This is a genomic window from Clostridium subterminale (assembly GCF_039521425.1).
GTDB lineage: Bacteria > Bacillota > Clostridia > Clostridiales > Clostridiaceae > Clostridium_J > Clostridium_J subterminale.
On the sequence record NZ_BAAACI010000018.1, the window covers coordinates 1 to 19,380 of the forward strand.

The following is a 19,380-nucleotide window of genomic DNA, read 5'->3' on the forward strand; positions in this document are numbered from 1 at the left end:
TAGGATCTAGCGCCTTAGGCGTGGGGGTTCGACTCCCTTCACCTGCACCAATCATAAAAATAAAAAATTGCGGGAGTGGCTCAGTGGTAGAGCGTCACCTTGCCAAGGTGAACGTCGCGAGTTCGAATCTCGTCTTCCGCTCCAAATGCGGGTGTAACTCAATGGTAGAGTGCTAGCCTTCCAAGCTAGTTACGAGGGTTCGATTCCCTTCACCCGCTCCAAATATGCGTTTTTAGCTCAGCTGGATAGAGCAACGCCCTTCTAAGGCGTGGGCCAGGGGTTCGAATCCCTTAAGACGCACCATATATCGGGGTGTAGCGCAGATGGGAGCGCGCGTGGTTTGGGACCATGAGGTCGCAGGTTCAATCCCTGTCACCCCGACCACTTTAAATTAAATATATGCGGGTGTAACTCAATGGTAGAGTGCTAGCCTTCCAAGCTAGTTACGAGGGTTCGATTCCCTTCACCCGCTCCATTTTTTTATTTTTTGAGAATATATATTGTTGGGAATTAATATTTTACTTGTGCACCCATAGCTCAGCTGGATAGAGCGCTGGACTTCGAATCCATCGGTCGCAGGTTCAAATCCTGTTGGGTGTACCATGAATGTAGTAATATCAACGGTTTCAGTTATTGAGATTGTTGGTATTTTTTTATGTTTTCATATATTTATCACATTTTTATCACACTGGTTAATTTATCACAATTATTGAGTTGAAAATATCTATACTTTTCTCTTTATGTTCTTTTAATACATGGGTGTAAGTATTAGCTGTGATATAAATATCTGTATGACCTAATAATTCACTTACAGTTTTTAATGAAGTATTACCTTCAAATTGATTAGTAGCATAAGTGTGGCGAAGAGTATGAAATTTTTTATAATCAACATTAATTTTGTCTAAGAACCTTTTCTATGCTCTAGTAAAGCAGTTAGATGTTTCTTGAAAATTGGATAGTACGATGTTTATTATATAACAAATAAATGAAATAGTGTATAATTGTAATACATTATAAATTAAGATAAATATTAATAATGTGTAGAGGTGAAATTATTGATTAGTACAATAATAACTGCTTTTATTTCATTTGCGAGTACAAATATTGATGATATATTTATACTCATGCTATTTTTCTCTCAAATAAATAATGGTATGGAGAAACGACATATTATTATTGGTCAATATTTAGGTATTATTTTATTGATTACAATAAGCATTATAGGGGCTTTGGGTGTATCATTAATTCCAAGTGAATATGTTGGGCTACTTGGATTAGTACCGATATATTTAGGAGTAAAAGCATATATTGGCCATAAAAAGGATCATAAGAATAATGTGGATATAGGTCAGCGACAAATTCAAAATAGTGAGGATTTAGAACTGATAAAAATAACTGATATAAAAGAAGAAGGCATATTAAGTTTTGTTATGAAATTTATTAATCCGAGTGCTGTAAAAGTATTGGGTTTGACATTTGCTAATGGTGCTGATAATATCGGAATTTATATACCTCTTTTTTCAAGTATGAGTCTAAGAGATATTTTTATAACAGTAATAGTATTTATGTTTTTAACAGCCCTTTGGTGTTTTATCGGAATGAAATTAGCAGAACATTCTTTGATACAAAGAATTATTGAGAAGTACAAGAATATTTTTATTCCAATAGTATTTATAGGATTAGGAATTTTTATATTGATAGAAAGCGAAACAATAAGTTTCATTATTAAGAAAATATTTTAATTGTATTTAATAAGCGTAAAATTAAATAATTTATTCACAATACCGTATTATTTAAATGAATATGCGGTATTTTTTTATTTTACTCTTAGTTTAAGATTAACATTGTAATGATTTATGGTATGTAGTAAAATTTCCATATATTGATTTTAAATGGGAGGCATTAATTATGAGTAAAAATCCTATAGCTACAATTGTAATAAATAATAATGAATACATAAAGGTTGAATTATATCCTAGAGATGCACCAAATACTGTTAACAGTTTTATAAATTTAATAAATGAGAAGTTATACAATAATAGAGCTATAAAAAGGATAGTAAAGGATTTTGTTATTCAACCTAGTTATTGTAATTTTGAAGATTCAAGATGTAACTTTTTTATTGATGGAGAATTCGAAAATAATGGATTTGATAATAATATTAAGTTAGATAAATGGACTATAGCAATGGCTGGAGATGGGAAGAAAATAGCTTCAGGAAGTGAATTTTTTATAACTATAGGTGAAAATGAAGAAAGGCTTAATGGAAGGTATGCAGCATTTGGCAAAGTTATTGATGGGTTTGAAGTATTAGAAAGATTAGAAGAGGTAAAAACTAAAGAAATTGAAAGTGATATGGAGGAAGTTACTATTAGGGAGCCTATAAAACCTGAGATAATCACGGAAATTTATGTAAATACCTTTGGTGAAATTTACCCAGAGCCAATAAGATTAAAGGAATTGGTAGAGTAAAAAATAAGAACTACTGAGTTAAACCAGTAGTGCCTATTTTAATATAAAAAGTTATTTTTCAACTGTAATTTCTGTATTATGCTTATTTATCAAATAACAGTATAAATTCTTAATAAGAATTTTAACAATATTATATATAGGAACAGCAAGGAAGGCTGCGAAGAAACCACCAAAGTATACACTTATGGTAACTACTAAAATAGTTGTCAGTGGGTGCATATTGAGTTGATTACCAGTGATATTAGGGGTTATAACATTGCCTTCTAATTGCTGCACAATCACTGTAAGAATTATTATTTTAAGTACCATACCAAAGCCCATACTTAAGGATATAAGGATAGCTGGAATAATTCCAAGTATTACACCTAAGAAAGGAATAAAGGCGGTTACAAGTGAAAATAGAGAAAGAACAAGAGCATTAGGCATGCCAATAATTACATAACCTATAAACATAAGAACTCCGATGACACAAGCAACCATAATCTGTGAAGTAATGTATTGTTTTAATACTGTATCAATTTCATGGAGTATTTTTAATATAATACTTTTAAATTTTATTGGAAGAAAGGAGGTGAAAGTATTATAAATTTTTTTATCATCTTTAAGTATATAAAACATTATTATTGGGATTAAGATCATCTGAGCTACAAAATTACCTATAGAACTAGCAAATACATATATATTTTTACTTATATCTGTAAAAGAGTTTACTAAATAGTTAGCAGCTTTTTGAAGTAATTCACCAATATTCAAAAATTCATTAATTTGAGGAAATAGATAGCTATATTTATCCGTTAAGTTTTGCACAGAATTAATTATAGATATGGTTAAACTTTCACCTTGAGAAGCTATTATCGATGAAGAATACATAAGAATATATACTATTAAAATTATTATTAATAGTATTGAAAGTGCCGTAGCTAATCCGCTTGATAGCTTCCTATTTTGAAGAAATCTTTTTACCGGCCTTACCAAATAGTAAAGAAAAATTGCTAAAACTATAGGTATAAACATGGCATTAAGAATTGTAGTTATAGGAGATAGTACAAAGTTCATTTTACTAAAGAGCCATATAGCTATTAGAATTAAGTTTATTATTAAGAGAATTTGTATTGTTTTATTCATATTTTTATTAATATTTTTATTCATTTTTTCCTCCCTTTATTTAAATTTTAGCTTCGAGTAAAGTTTTGGCTACACCCAGGTTTGGTTATATTTATACCATTATATACCATGATATAAATGATTAAAAAAATACATGCTAGAAAGTTAAAACTAGCATGTTAGTTTTCAAAGTTATTTAGTTGTGTAAGGTAGAAAGGATTTTAGGGTATTCTTCATCTACAGCTCTAAATATTATAGAAAGCATTTGAAAAACTAAATCTGCATCAAAGTTATCATTGAATGGTAGAGATACTTTTGCGCTTATAATTTCATTATCTTCATAAAAGGATACATATTTATATGTAGAGTTTAATTCATTAAATAAAGCATATAACTTATATTTATCTTGAGCTTTAGCTATAGATGCTATATTAAAGCAGAAGATGTCAGCTAATGTATCATCATCTCTTAGTGATATAACAGCTCTTCTATCTTGGCCACCACCAAGAACAGGCTTAGTAACACCATTTATAGTAATCTTTTCAGGAAATGAAAAGATGGTGAATTCATCTACATTGAGTCCTTTATTTAATGGAATTCTATGTTCTTCTATATATTTTTCAAATTCTATGGCATTATTTCTCATATTATTTCCCCCTTAGATGAAATTAATATAAATATATTTTTTGAATATTATTTATATTATAATGTATTAGTAATTATCTCATAAAAATGGTAGTTAGTAAATAGAATTGTATAACTTAAAAGTATATGATTTAAATTATAAATTTATTACCAACCTGTGGATAAACTTGGGGATTATGTGGAAAAAAATGTAAAAGAAATAGTGGTTTAAGAAATTTTATTCTTTTTACCCTGTTGAACTTTAGATACTAAATAATCTTGGAGTTGACTACAAGTTTCCTTATCCATCTGGTTTACACCATCTAGTCTATATTCTATACCTAAATTTTCATACTTATTTACACCTAAAAGGTGATAAGGTAATAATTCTATCTTATCTACATTAGGAATTTCTTCAATTATTATATTAGCTATTTCATCCATATGTTCTAAAGTATCCGTATAACCAGGGACTACTACATGCCTAACCCATACACGAGCTTTAGATTTTCTAAGAGCTGATAAGAATAAGTTAACATCTCGTGTGTCCCTACCAGTAAGAGTTACATATCCATCACTATTAATATGTTTTACATCTAATAAAACTAGATCAGTATACTTTAATATTTCATCATAATCACCATGTCCATAGCCAGCGGTATCAATAGTTGTATGGATACCTAATTCTTTACATTTTTTTAATAATTCTAATAAAAATTCAGGTTGAATAAGAGGGTCTCCACCAGAGAAGGTTACACCGCCTCCAGAAGGTTGAAAATATGGTTTAAATCTGATGATTTTATTTATGATTTCATCAGAAGTTACTTCTTTACCATCTTTTAAGTTCCAAGTATCTGGATTGTGGCAATAAGCACATCTTAATTTGCATCCTTGAAAAAATACTACAGTTCTTATACCAGGACCATCTACTAAGCCCATGCTTTCTATTGAGTGAATTCTACCAGTTTTCATTATAAATCCTCCTTGTAATTTTAACTAAATAACATAATTAACTTTATACAAAAATAAATTCTATAATTTCTCTATAAAATTAATTAAAATCAATTTTTCAAATGTTAAATATAATAGAGATATCTAAAGAAGACATCTCTACTATGTTGTTATAATTAAATATTTTAAATCAAATTACATTGATGCGTGGAAAGTTCTGCTAACAACATCTAACTGCTGCTCTCTTGTTAGTTTAATGAAGTTAACAGCATATCCAGAAACTCTTACAGTTAACTGAGGATATTTTTCAGGATGATCCATAGCATCTAATAAAGTTTCTCTATTAAATACATTTACATTTAAGTGATGAGCATTTTGTCCGAAATATCCGTCCATTAAGTTACTTAAGTTTGATATTCTATCTTCAGATGATTTTCCTAAAGCATCTGGAATAATTGAGAAAGTATTAGAAATACCATCTTGAGAATATTCATATGGTAACTTAGCTACAGAATTTAGTGATGCTAAAGATCCACTACTATCTCTTCCGTGCATAGGGTTAGCTCCAGGAGCAAATGGCTCACCAGCTTTTCTACCGCATGGTGTTGTACCAGTTTTCTTACCATAAACTACGTTTGAAGTTATAGTAAGAACTGATTGAGTGTGATATGCATTTCTGTATGTTTTGTTCTTTCTAATCTTATTCATCATAGTTTTAACTAAGTTTACTGCTATATCATCAACTCTGTCATCATCATTTCCGTATTTAGGGAACTCACCTTCAATTTCAAAGTCTACTGCTATTCCTTGTTCATTTCTAATAGGTTTAACTTTAGCATATTTAATTGCAGACAAAGAGTCTGCACATACTGAAAGACCAGCTATACCACAAGCCATTGTTCTAAATACATCTCTATCATGTAAAGCCATTTGTAAAGATTCATAAGAGTATTTGTCATGCATGTAGTGGATAACGTTTAATGTATTAACATAAAGTTTAGCTAACCATTCTACCATAACATCGAATTTTTCTATAACTTCGTCATAGTTTAAGTATTCAGAAGTGATTCTTTCCATTTTAGGAGCAACTTGTACTCCAGATTTTTCATCTACACCACCATTTATAGTATAAAGTAAAGTCTTAGCTAAGTTTACTCTAGCTCCAAAGAATTGCATTTGCTTACCAACTCTCATAGCAGATACACAACAAGCGATAGCATAGTCATCTCCCCAATAAGTTGCCATTAAATCGTCATTTTCATATTGAACAGAACTTGTATCTATAGAAGCTTTTGAGCAGAAGTCTTTAAAGCCTTGAGGTAATCTTGTTGACCATAGTACAGTTAGGTTTGGCTCAGGTGAGGCTCCTAATGTATATAATGTATTAAGCATTCTGAAAGAGTTCTTAGTTACCAAAGTTCTTCCATCTAATCCCATACCACCAATTACTTCAGTAACCCAAGTTGGGTCTCCAGAGAATAAATTGTTATAATCAGAAGTTCTTAAAAACTTAACTAATCTTAATTTCATTACAAAGTGGTCTACCATTTCTTGTGCATCTTCTTCAGTAAGAACACCATTATCTAGATCTCTTTGAATATATATATCAATGAAAGTAGAGGTCCTACCAAGAGACATAGCAGCACCATTTTGCTGTTTTATTGCTCCAAGATATCCGAAGTATAACCATTGAATAGCTTCTTGAGCATTTCTAGCAGGAATTGATATATCAAAGCCATAACTAGCTGCCATTGCTTTTAACTCATTAAGAGCAACTATCTGATCAGATAATTCTTCTCTTAATTGAATAACATCAGCATCGATAGTGCTAACCTCTAAGCTTTTCTTTTGTTCAATTTTATCTTCTATTAATCTATCTATACCATATAAAGCCACTCTTCTATAGTCACCTATGATTCTACCTCTTCCATAGGCATCTGGTAAACCAGTTACTATACCATATTTTCTAGCTAATTTCATTTCATCTGTATAAGCATCAAAAACTCCTTGATTATGAGTTTTTCTGTGTTTTGTAAATATTTCAGAAATTAAAGGATCAATTTCGTATCCATAAGATTTAGCTGCAGTTTCAGCCATTCTTATTCCACCTTGAGGCATAACAGCTCTTTTAAGTGGAGCGTCAGTTTGAACACCAACAATTTTTTCAAGATTCTTATCTATATAGCCTGGGTTATATGCATCTATCTTTGATATGGTCTTAGTATCAACATCTAAAACGCCACCATTTTTTATTTCTTTTTTAAATAGTTCACTTACTTCATTCCACAACTTGTTTGTAGCTTCTGTAGCACCAGCTAAAAATGATGCATCACCTTCATATGGAGTATAGTTTGATTGAATAAAGTCTCTTACATTAACTTCTTTCTTCCAAGTTTTGCCGTTAAAGCCATTCCATTGAGTAAACATATATAATCCTCCTAATAAATTTAATTTTGAATAAATAAATAAATTTATATATTCAAATCAAAGCATAAAACAGATCAAATTTAACTGTTTTATATGTAAAAATTAAACAACTAATAATATGAATTAGATGTTGATTTCATCTCCATCTGTTATAATTGTACAACTATAACAGATGAAAAACAATAGTTTTTTTTATGGTGAATTAAGTTTTAATATTAAGAAAATTAAAACAAGTAAAGGATTAAATTTGTAAAATTTATTAAAAAAACAATTGCAAGGTGGTTAAAGACAATTTTCATTAAATAGCAATCTTCAGATGAATATAACAGTTAAAATGAAATTCTGAAACAGATTAAAGTTAATTAACTGTAACACACAATTATATATATTAAAATAATACAGTAATACTAGATTGGGATTTTAAACAAAAAATAGAGAAAGTTAATATAGTAAATAAACTAATTGTAAATTTAAATTGATTTGACATAAAAAAATGTTAATTTATAATAAGTTGAGTTATAATAAGTTATGAGAATATAATTATTAATCAAAATGTATAGTGAAATAATAAAGTTAACTATGGAGGTAAAAGATGTGAGGAAAAAACCAAGTATGTTTAGTAAGGATTATCGCAGACAGTTAAAGCTGAGGCGTATAAAATATATGGTTATATTTTTGATTATAATAATGGTTATGGGGATAGCAGGATTAGTTTTCACTAATAAAGAAGGAATAGTAGCTATAAAGAAAATTTTTGTTAAAGAAAGCATAGAAGATAATAACCATAAGTCTGAAGAAAATAAAAATAAAACTGAAGAAAATTCTGAAGGTGAAAGTGTTGTAGAGGAAAAACCTACTCAAACCTCTTCAAATATAGAGCTTAAGTCAGGAAAAAAAGTTGTCATTAATTATGAAGAAAAAGATGGAGTTAAGAAAATTAACACAATTGATTCAGATTCGCAAGTTAAATGCAGTCTATCTCCATCTCAAGAAATAATTTTAATTTTGGATAATGAAGCGCAGGACATGTATATTTTAAATAGAAAAGAAGAACTAACTAACATTACCAATGAACAGTATGTATCAACTACAAATGAAGTTTTTAGAAAGGAAAATGTATTAAGTTATAATCCTTCTTATAAGTGGGTTGAAAGTGCTCAATTTATTGACAATACTCATATTGCATATTCTAGTAGCTTGCCTTGGATAAATGATAATGATAATAGATATCTGTGGATATACAATATGGAGAATAATACTCATAAGGGATATTACAATATAAAAGGAAAAAGCTTTGAAGTAGGACAGATAACAGATAAAGGATTAACTATATCTTTAGATAATAGGGAAATAATTGTAGATAGAGATGGTAAAATAGTTCAATAAATATATAGTGGGAAAAAGTATTGTACATAATAATAGTATTATTGTATAATTTATTAGGTAATATTTAATTTATTATCATAAATTTAGAGTATGACGATGTATCTTATTAGCAGTTAAATAATGAAATGTACTATTTACTTTACTAAATTTATGTTATAATTTTAAGAAATACAGAGTTGGTAATATTAGGAGGAAGAAATAATGAACGTTAAAATGGAGAAACTAGAAAAAAACGTTGTTAAATTTGAAGTAACAATAGGAGCAGATAAATTTGCAGAGGCTGTTAAAAAATCTTATGCAAAAAATGCGAAAAAATTCAATGTGCCTGGATTTAGAAAAGGTAAGGCTCCAATGAATATAATTAAACAATACTATGGAGAGGGTGCATTATATGAAGATGCTATAAACTACATATATGAAACTACTTATCCAGAAGTATTATCAGAAAATGATATACATCCAGTAGATTATCCGTCAATTGATATTGTTCAAATTGGTGAAGGAAAAGAATTTATATATACTGCCTTAGTACCAGTAGTACCAGAAGTGGAACTAGGTGCTTATAAGGGAATCGAAGCAAAGAAAGAAGTAGTAGAAGTTACAGAAGAGGATGTAGAAAACAAATTAAAAGAATTACAAGCTCAAAATACAAGAGTAGAAGTAAAAGAGGGAGCTATTGAAAAAGGTGATATAGCTGTTATAGACTTCAAAGGTTATGTAGAAGAGGTTGCTTTTGAAGGCGGAGAAGCTAAAGACTACGAATTAGAAATAGGTTCAGGTAGCTTTATTGATAACTTTGAAGATCAATTAGTTGGATTAACAGCTGGAGAATCTAAAGACGTGGACGTTAATTTCCCAGAACAATATGGAAAAGAAGACCTAAATGGAAAACCAGCTAAATTTGAGGTAACAGTTAAATCTGTTAAGAAAAAAGAATTACCAGAAATAACTGACGAATTTGCTAGTGAGGTTTCTGAATTTGAAACTTTAGAGGAACTTAGAAACAATATAAGAGAAGAATTAGTAAAAGCTAATGAGTTGAAAGCAGTAAATGAATATGAAATGGCTGTTATAGAGACTGTAGTTGCTAATGCTAATGTGGAAATTCCAGATGCTATGGTAAATAGAGAATTAGATGGAATGCTACAAGATTTAGAAAATAGATTAAAATATCAAGGTTTAGATATAGAAAGTTACTTCAAGTTTACAAATACTTCAGAAGCTGACTTTAGAGAACAGATGAAAGATATAGCAACTAAAAATGTTAAAAATGAATTAGTATTAAATGAAATTGCTAAAGCTGAGAAAATTGAAGCATCAGAAGAAGAGATAAGAGAAAAAGCTAATGAGATTGCTAGCAAGTATGGTGAAGCTGAGAAGTTAGAAGAAACCGTTAATCGTTTAGTTCAAGTTCAAAGAGAATATCTTGGAACTCAAATAGTAAATGAAAAAATTAAGAATATGATAATGGAAAATAGCAAAACTATTTAAGTTGATTAATAATTGCCAGTATATACTGGCAATTATTTTAAATAAAATAGGTTAAAATAATTTTAATGAGGATATAATAGTAAATATTCTAATATATTTACAATAGTAAGGAGGTTGTATTTATGAGTTATATACCAATGGTTGTAGAGCAAACTGGTAAGGGGGAACGATCTTATGATATATATTCTAGATTATTAAAAGAAAGAATTATTTTCTTATCAGATGAAGTAAATGATATCACTGCTAGCTTAGTTGTAGCACAACTTTTATTTTTAGAATCAGAGGATCCAGATAAGGATATATATCTATATATAAATAGCCCTGGGGGTTCAATAACGTCTGGAATGGCAATTTATGATACTATGAATTATATAAAGCCGGAGGTTTCTACAATTTGTGTAGGAATGGCTGCATCTATGGGAGCATTTTTACTTGCAGCAGGACAAAAGGGAAAAAGATATGCGCTTCCTAATAGTGAGATAATGATACATCAGCCATTAGGTGGATTTAAAGGTCAAGCAACTGACATCGATATTCATGCTAAAAGAATATTAAAGATAAAAGAAACTCTTAATGAAATATTAAGTGAGAGAACAGGCAAGCCTTTAGACAAAATAAAGCAAGATGTTGAAAGAGATTATTTTATGTCCGCGGATGAAGCTAAAGAATATGGATTAGTAGATGAAGTAATTATTAAAAAGAAATAGCTTTAAAGGGGTGTCAACATGCCAAGAAATGAAGAAAAGAAAAAATTTAAATGTTCTTTTTGTGGAAAAAGTGAAGAGCAGGTAAGAAGACTTATTGCAGGTCCAGGTGTATATATTTGTGATGAGTGCATTGAGCTTTGCTCCGAAATCATAGTAGATGAAAGAGAAGAAGATGTCCAAATTGACATGGGCACATTACCTAAACCTAAAGAAATTAAAAAGTATCTAGATCAGTATGTAGTAGGCCAGGACGATGCTAAAAAGGCTTTGTCTGTAGCAGTGTATAATCATTATAAAAGAATAAATTCCAATGTTATGGATAATGATATAGAACTACAAAAAAGTAATATACTTCTTTTAGGCCCAACAGGTTCAGGTAAAACTTTATTAGCACAAACACTAGCAAAAATGTTAAATGTACCTTTTGCAATAGCAGATGCTACAACTCTTACAGAAGCTGGATATGTAGGTGAGGATGTAGAAAATATATTATTAAAATTAATTCAAAACTCTGATTATGATATAGAGAGAGCTGAAAGAGGCATTATCTATATCGATGAGATTGATAAGATTGCACGTAAGTCTGAAAATCCATCTATAACTAGAGATGTTTCTGGTGAGGGGGTTCAGCAAGCTTTACTTAAAATTCTTGAGGGAACTGTATCTTCTGTACCACCACAAGGTGGAAGAAAACATCCACATCAAGAGTTTATCCAAATAAATACATCTAACATATTATTTATTTGTGGTGGAGCTTTTGATGGATTAGAAAAAATTATCACAAAAAGAACTCAGAAATCAGCCATGGGATTTGGTGCAGAAGTGGTATCCAAGGAAAAGCAAGACTTAGGAGAATTATTTAAGCAAATAATGCCAGGGGATTTACTGAAATTTGGATTAATTCCAGAGTTCGTAGGAAGAATTCCTGTAATAGTAACTTTAGACAACTTAGATGAAGAGGCTCTTGTAAAAATATTAAGTGAACCTAAGAATGCATTAGTAAAGCAGTATCAAAAGTTATTAGAAATTGATGATGTTAAACTTGAATTTGATGAAAATGCACTTATATCTATAGCTAAAGAAGCAATAAAGAGAAGCACAGGAGCAAGAGGTTTAAGGGCAATAATAGAAGATATAATGCAGGAAATAATGTATGAGATTCCTTCACGTGAAGAAATAGAAAAAGTTATAATTCATGAGGAAACTCTAAACACAAAGATTCCTGAATATATTATTGCAGACAATGGAAAAAGGGAACCTTTAAAAATAGATAGTAAAAAGGGTGTAAAAAGAGCACCTGAACTTGCATAATATAAAAACTGCTGAATTTCAGCAGTTTTTTCTTGTTATAGAATATTAATCCAATATATTGTGAATAATACTATTGTGACTTAAATAATTAGTAAAGGGAGGGAAGATTAGTTTGCTTATAAAGTAGGCTAATATTGATATGGAACCAGTAGCGATTTTAATTATGCTAATACAACTATTAGTTACAATAGTAATGGGAATCTACTTTTTTAATGCATTAAAGGGGCAAAAATCATCTAAGATTACAATTAATAAAGAAAGTACGAAAGAAATTGAAAAACTAAGAAAATTAAAAAGCATATCTTTAACTGAACCTTTAACAGAGAAGAGTAGACCCAGAAATTTTGAAGACATAATTGGCCAAGAAAAGGGGATTAAGGCTTTAAAAGCAGCCATATGTGGTCCGAATCCTCAACATGTAATAATATATGGACCTCCAGGAATAGGAAAAACTGCAGCAGCAAGACTTGTACTAGAAGAGGCAAAACTAATTTCTTCTTCACCATTTAAGGCAACTTCTTCTTTTGTAGAAATTGATGCTACAACTATAAGGTTTGATGAAAGAGGAATAGCTGATCCTTTGATAGGGTCAGTTCATGACCCCATATATCAGGGGGCGGGTCCACTAGGTGTTATAGGAGTACCACAACCAAAACCTGGAGCAGTTACCAAAGCCCATGGGGGAGTTCTATTTATTGATGAAATAGGTGAACTACATCCTATAGAAATGAATAAGTTATTAAAAGTTTTAGAAGATAGAAAAGTGTTTTTAGATAGTGCATATTACAATAGTGAAGATCCTAATATGCCATCCTATATTAAAGAGATATTTGAAGAAGGGCTTCCAGCTGATTTTAGATTAATAGGTGCAACAACTAGAAGTCCAGAAGAAATAGTTCCAGCTATTAGATCTAGATGTGTAGAAATATTTTTTAGATCTCTCGATGGGGATGAAATAGAGATAATTGCAAAAAATGCAGCAGAAAAAGTTGGAATAACCATAGAGGAAGAAGCAGCAAAATTAGTTGGAATGTTTGCTAATAATGGTCGTGATGCTGTAAATTTAGTTCAATTGGCTTGTGGGATTGTAATAAATGAAAATAGAGATACTGTTGGTATAAATGAAATACAATGGGTTATCGAAAATGGTCAATACTCACCAAAGCCTAATAAAAAGATATGTGCTAAACCAAAGGTTGGTTATGTAAATGGCCTTGCAGTATATGGTTCTAACGTTGGATCTGTAATGGAAATCGAGGCAACGGCTACTAAGTCACGGGAAAGAGAAGGAATAGTTAAAATAACAGGTATAGTTGAAGAAGAGGAATTAGGGGATAAGGGCAGAAAATTAAAGCGAAAGAGTACAGCAAGAAATTCTATTGATAATGTAATTACAGTGCTAGAGAGATTATATAACATTGATACAAAAAAATACGATATACATGTTAATTTTCCTGGTGGAATACCTGTAGATGGTCCATCCGCTGGAATAAGTATGACTACTGCAATTTATAGCGCAATAACAGGTAGGAGTGTAGATAATAATATAGCTATGACTGGAGAGATATCCATTCATGGTGAAGTAAAGCCTGTTGGAGGTGTTACAGCTAAGATTACTGGTGCTATAAAAGCAGGTGCAACAAAGGTTTTAATTCCAAAGGAAAATTGGCAAGAAGTATATAAAGATTATAAAGATATAAAAGTAATACCTGTAAATACTATAAAAGAAGTAATAGATGAAGCTATAATAAAAGAACAAATTCTTCACATAAGTGTAGAGCAAAAAGATCAAGGGTTTGAATTGAATATGTTACCACAATTGGATGCTTAAATCTAATCCCTATAGAAGTTCAATGGATAAAATTTTTATAGGGATTAATTTAATAATAGATACTATTGCAGAACAAGAAGCCTTTGGTGTAGCTATAGCTAAAGGTATATTAAAACACTTAGGGATGACCACTGAAGTATCTAAGCCTACACCAGAATCAGTTCCAACACCAAGTAAAAAGAAGATAGATTCTTTTATCAAGTTGGATAATTTCTCTTGGGTACAGAACTATAAATCATCCAATGGAAATTATGATTTTGCTGGTAACGATATAGAGATAGATAGAGTTTAAATGAAACTTAAGGGGTTAAATGGATATTCTATAAGATATAGAGTACATCTGTTAGGAGGTTCTTGGCTTGAGTAGGTTAAGGACGATACAGACTTTGCAGGTATAGTAGGAAGAACTATAGATGCAATCGAAGTTGAAATAATATAATTTTAAGGCTAGTAGAGAGTAAAATCCTTACTAGCCTGTTTTTCTTTTGTATAATCACATGGTTTAAGATGTATTTAGATTATAGACAAAAATATATAAAATTAATGATAATATTGGAAAATTAGGTTCAAAAATAACCCTTTCATGCATTTGCTAAAGAAAAGTATGTATATTCATGTAATAATATAGTAGATATAAATAATTATTGAGGGGGATATAAAAATGAAAAAACTAATTTCAAAAAAATTGCAATTAGTTTATGTTTACTTTTAATGCTTTCTATTTCTACAGTTTTTGCGGAAACACTTATGCTCTACAAAGAGACAGGCGTTCGTGAAGGATTTTCTCAAGGATACTTTGAAATATACAATGAGGGTTATATATCTATAGGTAATTGTATTGACGAATGGAGTACTAATAATCGAGATGATCAAAATATGCAAGTACAAATTTGGCAAAGGATACCTGGTTCAACAGGGCAATATAAGCTATATAATAATGGGTTTTATCATGGCGGAGATGGATGTGTTCCTCTTAGAAAATTTTTTTGTGAGAAAGGGATATATAAACTAAAATTTGTTTCTTATAACAAAAATGCTTATGCTGATGTGCAAGGTCGAGTTGGAACTTGGGAGGATTAGGTTTTATCGAGCCTAAAATGGATAATATAATCAGATTTTAGATTTTAGTGTTGGAACATATAAAATTAGGATCTAAGAGTTATGTTTCGAGATAAGTGATTAATTACTAACATAAAGGGCATAGTTTTACATTCTAATTAATAGAGGATTAAAAGAGAACCTATAGAATAAAATATAGGTTCTTTTTTTGTAAATAATCTAAACCAGTTGTGACTGAAGTGAATGGTTTTTATTTTATTATAAACAGCAATGTCAACATCATAAAGAATGCAAATATCCCAAGTATAGATCTTAGTACCAGTATTGCTTTAGTTAAGATTTTATTATTTCCACATCATCACCTCATTTAATTTTCTTAAGATTATCTTCCTTTCAAAATTTGTAGGAGTTCTTCTTTATGTGAATCAACTAATCTTAATAATGATTCTGTAATTAATTTAGATGAATCAGGTCCCGTAGTAACAGTTGCGTTTAATTTTCTTTTTTTCTTCATTGTAAATCACCTCAAATTAATTATTGTCAATTAAAGAAGAGTTTATAACATATCTATAGATTTTATATAAGATTTAATAAATATATTTAGAAATAAGTTGATATCACAGGGAGAAACTCTATAAAGATATTATAGAATTTGTTTTAAAATAAAAAAGAGTATGATATAACTGAATATACCTACTCGTTTTATTTGCCGTCAAAAATTAATTTCACAACTATTCGTGTCTTACAAGTGATATTAAAATTATATTATGTTAATACTAGACATATCAATGTTTCTCATAGTTTATCACCCTTTTAAAATGGTTCATTAATTTAATTGAAAAATTATATTTTTATAGGTATAATATACTAGTCTAATTATAATTAATATAATAATGCATATCATTTAGATATTTTATTAAAGTATGATTTTCTTTCATAAGTTTTATTTTGCAATAAATAAAGAAAACAGTGCCCTAAAAGATTCCTGTATAAATACTTAAGATTGAATTATTTAGTTTAAGTAAACTAGGTAAAGTTTTATAATATGAAATTAAGTAAGATTAAATAATAGATTAGATAGAAATGAGGAGATATTATGGAGAATCAAATAATGAAACTTCCATTAATTCCCCTTAGGGGATTAAGTGTCTTTCCACATATGGCTTTAAACTTTGATATAGGCAGAAATAAGTCTATAGAAGCGATTAATAGAGCCATGGATGAAGATCAGAAGATATTTGTAATAAGTCAAAGAGAAGCAACTACTGAAAATCCAACTGAAAAAGATATATATAATATTGGATGTGTATGTACAATAAAGCAATTTATGAAGTTGCCGGGGAATCACTTGAGAGTATTAGTAGAGGGCGAATATAGGGCTAAACTTGTAAATTATTTAGATGAGGATGATTGTATAAGTGCAGACGTTGAAGCTATTGAAGAGTTAGATATAGAAGATGAAACAGAATCTCAAGGATATAAAAATTCATTAAATGATATGTTTATTAATTACTTAGAATTAGCAGGTGAAGAATTTAAAGATTTAATAGTAGAATTAGAATCAGAAGAAAATAATAGTGTATACTGCGATGTTATAAGTGCATTTCTACCTGTAAAGGCTGAAGTAAAGCAAGAGTTATTGGAAATCATTTCAATTAAAGAAAGAATGGAAAAGTTATTAGTTATTCTAAAAAAAGAGATAGAAGTTGTAAAGGTAGAAAAGCTTATAAGTAATAAGGTTAAGGCTAGAGTGAGTGCATCTCAAAAGGAATATTATCTTAGAGAGCAACTTAAGGTAATTCAAGAAGAACTAGGAGAGGAAGATGAGCTTACAAGAGAAATAGCTAACTATGAAAAAAAATTAGGACAAATTAAATTACCTAAAGAAGTTAAAACTAAGATAGAATACGAAATCAATAGACTTAAAAATGTAGGACCTTCATCCCAAGAGGGGTCAGTTATCAAGACTTACTTAGATACTGTTTTAGGTATGCCATGGAATAAACTTACAAAAGATAATTTAGATTTAACTAATGCTAGGAAAGTTTTAGATGAGGAGCATTATGGATTAGAAGACGTAAAAGAAAGAATCATAGAATATTTAGCAGTTAGAAAAATGAGTAAATCACTAAAGTCACCTATAGTGTGTCTAGTTGGACCTCCAGGTGTTGGTAAAACATCTATTGCAAAGTCAGTGGCTAATTCACTAGGAAGAAAATTTGTAAGAATGAGTTTAGGTGGAGTGAAAGATGAGGCTGAAATTCGAGGTCATAGAAAAACTTATGTAGGAGCAATTCCGGGAAGAATCGTATCTGCTTTAAAGGAAGCTGGCTACAAAAATCCAGTATGTCTTTTAGATGAAATTGATAAAGTATCAAAGGATTATAAAGGAAATGTAGAAGATGCTCTTCTTGAGGTGTTGGATTCAGAACAGAATAAGACTTTCAGAGATCATTATATAGATGTAGAATTTGATCTATCAAAGGTATTATTTATAACTACAGCAAATACTTTAGATACTATATCTAGACCTCTTCTAGATAGGATGGAAGTAATAGAGGTTTCAGGTTATACTACAGAAGAAAAGTATGAAATTGCAAAGAAATATTTAGTACCTAAAGTTATGAAAGAATATTCTGTGGAAGATGGTCAGATTGTAGTTAATGAAAGTGCTTTAAGAACTATAATAGATAGATATACTAGAGAATCAGGGGTTAGAAATCTAGAAAGAAAGATTGCCTCAGTGATAAGAAAAGCTATAACTGAAATTATGGAAAGTGATAAGAAAAAAATAGCTATAAATTCTTTAACAGTTAAAAAATATTTAGGATCTGAATTATATAGCTATGATGATTTAGAGAAAGAAGATAAGATTGGTGTAGTCACAGGTCTCGCATGGACTGGATATGGTGGTGATACACTTCCTGTAGAAGTAGCAGTAATGGAAGGTGATGGTAAACTTCAACTTACAGGACAACTAGGAGATGTAATGAAGGAATCAGCTAAGGCAGGATATAGTTATGTAAGGGCTCACTGTGATGAGAATGGTATAGATAAGGAGTTCTACAAAAATAAAGATATACACATTCATATACCAGAAGGAGCTATTCCGAAGGATGGTCCATCTGCTGGAGTTACTATGGTTACAGCTATGATTTCTGCTTTAGGTAACAGGAAAATAAAATATTCAGTAGCTATGACAGGCGAAGTTACTTTAACGGGTAGAGTATTACCTATAGGTGGACTTAAAGAAAAAAGTCTGGCTGCTTATAGAATGGGTATAAAAACTATAATTATTCCCAAAGCTAATGAGAAGGACTTAAAAGATATACCAAAAGTTATAAAAAACAAAATAGAATTTATACCAGTAGAAAAAATTGAAGATGTGTTGAAGAATGCACTAGTTGGAGAAGATAAGAATGGAAATTAAACAAGCAGAATTTAAAACATCGGCTGTAAAGCCTACTCAGTACCCAGAAGATGGAATGTGTGAAATTGCCTTTGTTGGTAGATCTAATGTAGGAAAATCTTCACTTATTAACACTTTAACCAATAGGAGGAAGTTGGTTAAGGTAAGTGGTACGCCAGGAAAGACAAGACTTATAAACTTCTTTACCATAAATAATAAGCTATACTTTGTAGATTTGCCTGGATATGGATATGCGAAAGTTTCTAAAAGCGAGAAGGCTACTTGGGGGAAAATGATGGAACAATATTTAATAAATAGACCAGAGTTAAAAAAAGTAGTTATTTTAGTAGACTGTAGGCATAAACCAACTGGTGATGATGTAATGATGTATGAGTGGATTAAACATTATGGTTATGAGGTTATAGTTGTAGCTACTAAAAAAGATAAGTTAAATAAAAATGAATTACAGAAAAGTGCTAAGGTAATAAAAGAAACTTTAGAGTTTGGTAAAGAAGATAAATTATTATTCTTTTCTTCTTTAAAAAAGGAAGGAAAAGAAGAATTACTTGAGGAAATATTTAAAGATTTAGATATTGAATAAAACAAAG

The 19,380-nt window shown here is 30.0% G+C and carries 17 protein-coding genes and 6 tRNA genes; 17 read left to right on the top strand and 6 right to left on the bottom strand.

What is annotated here, in order from left to right; all coding sequences use genetic code 11:
- Positions 1-69 precede the first annotated feature (69 nt).
- From ABDZ93_RS19630 to ABDZ93_RS19655, 6 genes are all read left to right on the top strand, one after another.
- Positions 70-144: transfer RNA gene (locus tag ABDZ93_RS19630), tRNA-Gly, on the top strand.
- A gap of 3 nt (positions 145-147) precedes the next feature.
- Positions 148-221: transfer RNA gene (locus ABDZ93_RS19635), tRNA-Gly, on the top strand.
- Positions 222-226: 5 nt separating this feature from the next.
- A tRNA-Arg gene (locus tag ABDZ93_RS19640) sits at positions 227-303 on the top strand.
- A gap of 5 nt (positions 304-308) precedes the next feature.
- Positions 309-384: transfer RNA gene (locus ABDZ93_RS19645), tRNA-Pro, on the top strand.
- A gap of 17 nt (positions 385-401) precedes the next feature.
- A tRNA-Gly gene (locus ABDZ93_RS19650) sits at positions 402-475 on the top strand.
- A gap of 51 nt (positions 476-526) precedes the next feature.
- Positions 527-603 (top strand) — tRNA-Arg (locus ABDZ93_RS19655).
- A gap of 89 nt (positions 604-692) precedes the next feature.
- Here the strand turns inward: ABDZ93_RS19655 and ABDZ93_RS19660 are convergent.
- A complete protein-coding gene (locus ABDZ93_RS19660; RefSeq protein ID WP_343828278.1) occupies positions 693-896 on the bottom strand; it encodes a tyrosine-type recombinase/integrase in 204 nt (67 codons plus the stop codon).
- A gap of 150 nt (positions 897-1,046) precedes the next feature.
- On the opposite strand from ABDZ93_RS19660, the gene ABDZ93_RS19665 reads away from it, so the two are divergent.
- Positions 1,047-1,742, top strand: coding sequence for a cadmium resistance transporter (locus tag ABDZ93_RS19665; protein ID WP_343828213.1), 696 nt, complete (start codon positions 1,047-1,049; stop codon positions 1,740-1,742).
- Between the two features lie 166 nt (positions 1,743-1,908).
- Positions 1,909-2,472: a peptidylprolyl isomerase gene (locus ABDZ93_RS19670; protein WP_343828214.1), complete on the top strand. Its 564-nt coding sequence runs from the start codon at positions 1,909-1,911 to the stop codon at positions 2,470-2,472.
- Between the two features lie 51 nt (positions 2,473-2,523).
- Here ABDZ93_RS19670 and ABDZ93_RS19675 read toward each other — a convergent pair whose 3' ends face one another.
- From ABDZ93_RS19675 to pflB, 4 genes are all read right to left on the bottom strand, one after another.
- The gene (locus ABDZ93_RS19675) at positions 2,524-3,621 is read right to left on the bottom strand and encodes an AI-2E family transporter (RefSeq protein ID WP_343828215.1); all 1,098 of its coding nucleotides are present in this window, start codon (positions 3,619-3,621) and stop codon (positions 2,524-2,526) included.
- Positions 3,622-3,772: 151 nt separating this feature from the next.
- A complete protein-coding gene (locus tag ABDZ93_RS19680) occupies positions 3,773-4,222 on the bottom strand; it encodes a type III secretion system chaperone family protein (RefSeq protein WP_343828216.1) in 450 nt (149 codons plus the stop codon).
- A gap of 206 nt (positions 4,223-4,428) precedes the next feature.
- Positions 4,429-5,172, bottom strand: a complete 744-nt coding sequence (pflA, locus tag ABDZ93_RS19685; RefSeq protein ID WP_343828218.1) for a pyruvate formate-lyase-activating protein — start codon at positions 5,170-5,172, stop codon at positions 4,429-4,431.
- A gap of 174 nt (positions 5,173-5,346) precedes the next feature.
- Positions 5,347-7,578 (bottom strand): formate C-acetyltransferase, encoded by a 2,232-nt coding sequence (pflB, locus tag ABDZ93_RS19690; RefSeq protein ID WP_343828219.1) that lies wholly within the window; start codon positions 7,576-7,578, stop codon positions 5,347-5,349.
- 594 nt (positions 7,579-8,172) lie between these two features.
- On the opposite strand from pflB, the gene ABDZ93_RS19695 reads away from it, so the two are divergent.
- The 7 genes from ABDZ93_RS19695 to ABDZ93_RS19725 all read left to right on the top strand — a co-directional run bounded on the left by ABDZ93_RS19695 (position 8,173) and on the right by ABDZ93_RS19725 (position 15,384).
- Positions 8,173-8,964 (top strand): hypothetical protein, encoded by a 792-nt coding sequence (locus tag ABDZ93_RS19695; protein ID WP_343828220.1) that lies wholly within the window; start codon positions 8,173-8,175, stop codon positions 8,962-8,964.
- 201 nt (positions 8,965-9,165) lie between these two features.
- Positions 9,166-10,455, top strand: a complete 1,290-nt coding sequence (gene tig / locus ABDZ93_RS19700; protein WP_343828221.1) for a trigger factor — start codon at positions 9,166-9,168, stop codon at positions 10,453-10,455.
- Between the two features lie 122 nt (positions 10,456-10,577).
- The gene (clpP, locus tag ABDZ93_RS19705; protein WP_343828222.1) at positions 10,578-11,162 is read left to right on the top strand and encodes an ATP-dependent Clp endopeptidase proteolytic subunit ClpP; all 585 of its coding nucleotides are present in this window, start codon (positions 10,578-10,580) and stop codon (positions 11,160-11,162) included.
- An 18-nt stretch (positions 11,163-11,180) separates the two neighbouring features.
- Positions 11,181-12,473: an ATP-dependent Clp protease ATP-binding subunit ClpX gene (clpX, locus tag ABDZ93_RS19710; protein ID WP_343828223.1), complete on the top strand. Its 1,293-nt coding sequence runs from the start codon at positions 11,181-11,183 to the stop codon at positions 12,471-12,473.
- A 139-nt stretch (positions 12,474-12,612) separates the two neighbouring features.
- Positions 12,613-14,304 (top strand): ATP-dependent protease LonB, encoded by a 1,692-nt coding sequence (gene lonB, locus ABDZ93_RS19715; RefSeq protein ID WP_343828224.1) that lies wholly within the window; start codon positions 12,613-12,615, stop codon positions 14,302-14,304.
- Between the two features lie 22 nt (positions 14,305-14,326).
- A complete protein-coding gene (locus ABDZ93_RS19720) occupies positions 14,327-14,596 on the top strand; it encodes a hypothetical protein (protein WP_343828225.1) in 270 nt (89 codons plus the stop codon).
- Positions 14,597-15,051: 455 nt separating this feature from the next.
- Positions 15,052-15,384: a hypothetical protein gene (locus tag ABDZ93_RS19725; RefSeq protein WP_343828226.1), complete on the top strand. Its 333-nt coding sequence runs from the start codon at positions 15,052-15,054 to the stop codon at positions 15,382-15,384.
- 361 nt (positions 15,385-15,745) lie between these two features.
- Here the strand turns inward: ABDZ93_RS19725 and ABDZ93_RS19730 are convergent, their stop codons facing one another.
- Positions 15,746-15,877 (bottom strand): hypothetical protein, encoded by a 132-nt coding sequence (locus tag ABDZ93_RS19730; protein WP_343828227.1) that lies wholly within the window; start codon positions 15,875-15,877, stop codon positions 15,746-15,748.
- 582 nt (positions 15,878-16,459) lie between these two features.
- Between ABDZ93_RS19730 and lon the strand changes: the two genes are divergently transcribed.
- Together lon and yihA are read left to right on the top strand one after the other, a co-directional pair.
- Positions 16,460-18,793: an endopeptidase La gene (lon, locus tag ABDZ93_RS19735; protein ID WP_343828228.1), complete on the top strand. Its 2,334-nt coding sequence runs from the start codon at positions 16,460-16,462 to the stop codon at positions 18,791-18,793.
- The gene (gene yihA / locus ABDZ93_RS19740) at positions 18,783-19,373 is read left to right on the top strand and encodes a ribosome biogenesis GTP-binding protein YihA/YsxC (RefSeq protein WP_343828229.1); all 591 of its coding nucleotides are present in this window, start codon (positions 18,783-18,785) and stop codon (positions 19,371-19,373) included. Before lon ends, yihA begins: the two co-directional genes overlap by 11 nt.
- Positions 19,374-19,380 lie beyond the last annotated feature (7 nt).

Coding starts and splice junctions, on each gene's coding strand:
- ABDZ93_RS19670 (WP_343828214.1), top strand. CDS start 1,909: ATGAGTAAAAATCCTATAGCTACAATTGTAATAAATAATAATGAATAC.
- ABDZ93_RS19675 (WP_343828215.1), bottom strand. CDS start 3,621: ATGAATAAAAATATTAATAAAAATATGAATAAAACAATACAAATTCTC.
- ABDZ93_RS19680 (WP_343828216.1), bottom strand. CDS start 4,222: ATGAGAAATAATGCCATAGAATTTGAAAAATATATAGAAGAACATAGA.
- pflA (WP_343828218.1), bottom strand. CDS start 5,172: ATGAAAACTGGTAGAATTCACTCAATAGAAAGCATGGGCTTAGTAGAT.
- pflB (WP_343828219.1), bottom strand. CDS start 7,578: ATGTTTACTCAATGGAATGGCTTTAACGGCAAAACTTGGAAGAAAGAA.
- tig (WP_343828221.1), top strand. CDS start 9,166: ATGAACGTTAAAATGGAGAAACTAGAAAAAAACGTTGTTAAATTTGAA.
- clpP (WP_343828222.1), top strand. CDS start 10,578: ATGAGTTATATACCAATGGTTGTAGAGCAAACTGGTAAGGGGGAACGA.
- clpX (WP_343828223.1), top strand. CDS start 11,181: ATGCCAAGAAATGAAGAAAAGAAAAAATTTAAATGTTCTTTTTGTGGA.
- lonB (WP_343828224.1), top strand. CDS start 12,613: ATGGAACCAGTAGCGATTTTAATTATGCTAATACAACTATTAGTTACA.
- ABDZ93_RS19720 (WP_343828225.1), top strand. CDS start 14,327: ATGGATAAAATTTTTATAGGGATTAATTTAATAATAGATACTATTGCA.
- ABDZ93_RS19725 (WP_343828226.1), top strand. CDS start 15,052: ATGCTCTACAAAGAGACAGGCGTTCGTGAAGGATTTTCTCAAGGATAC.
- ABDZ93_RS19730 (WP_343828227.1), bottom strand. CDS start 15,877: ATGAAGAAAAAAAGAAAATTAAACGCAACTGTTACTACGGGACCTGAT.
- lon (WP_343828228.1), top strand. CDS start 16,460: ATGGAGAATCAAATAATGAAACTTCCATTAATTCCCCTTAGGGGATTA.
- yihA (WP_343828229.1), top strand. CDS start 18,783: ATGGAAATTAAACAAGCAGAATTTAAAACATCGGCTGTAAAGCCTACT.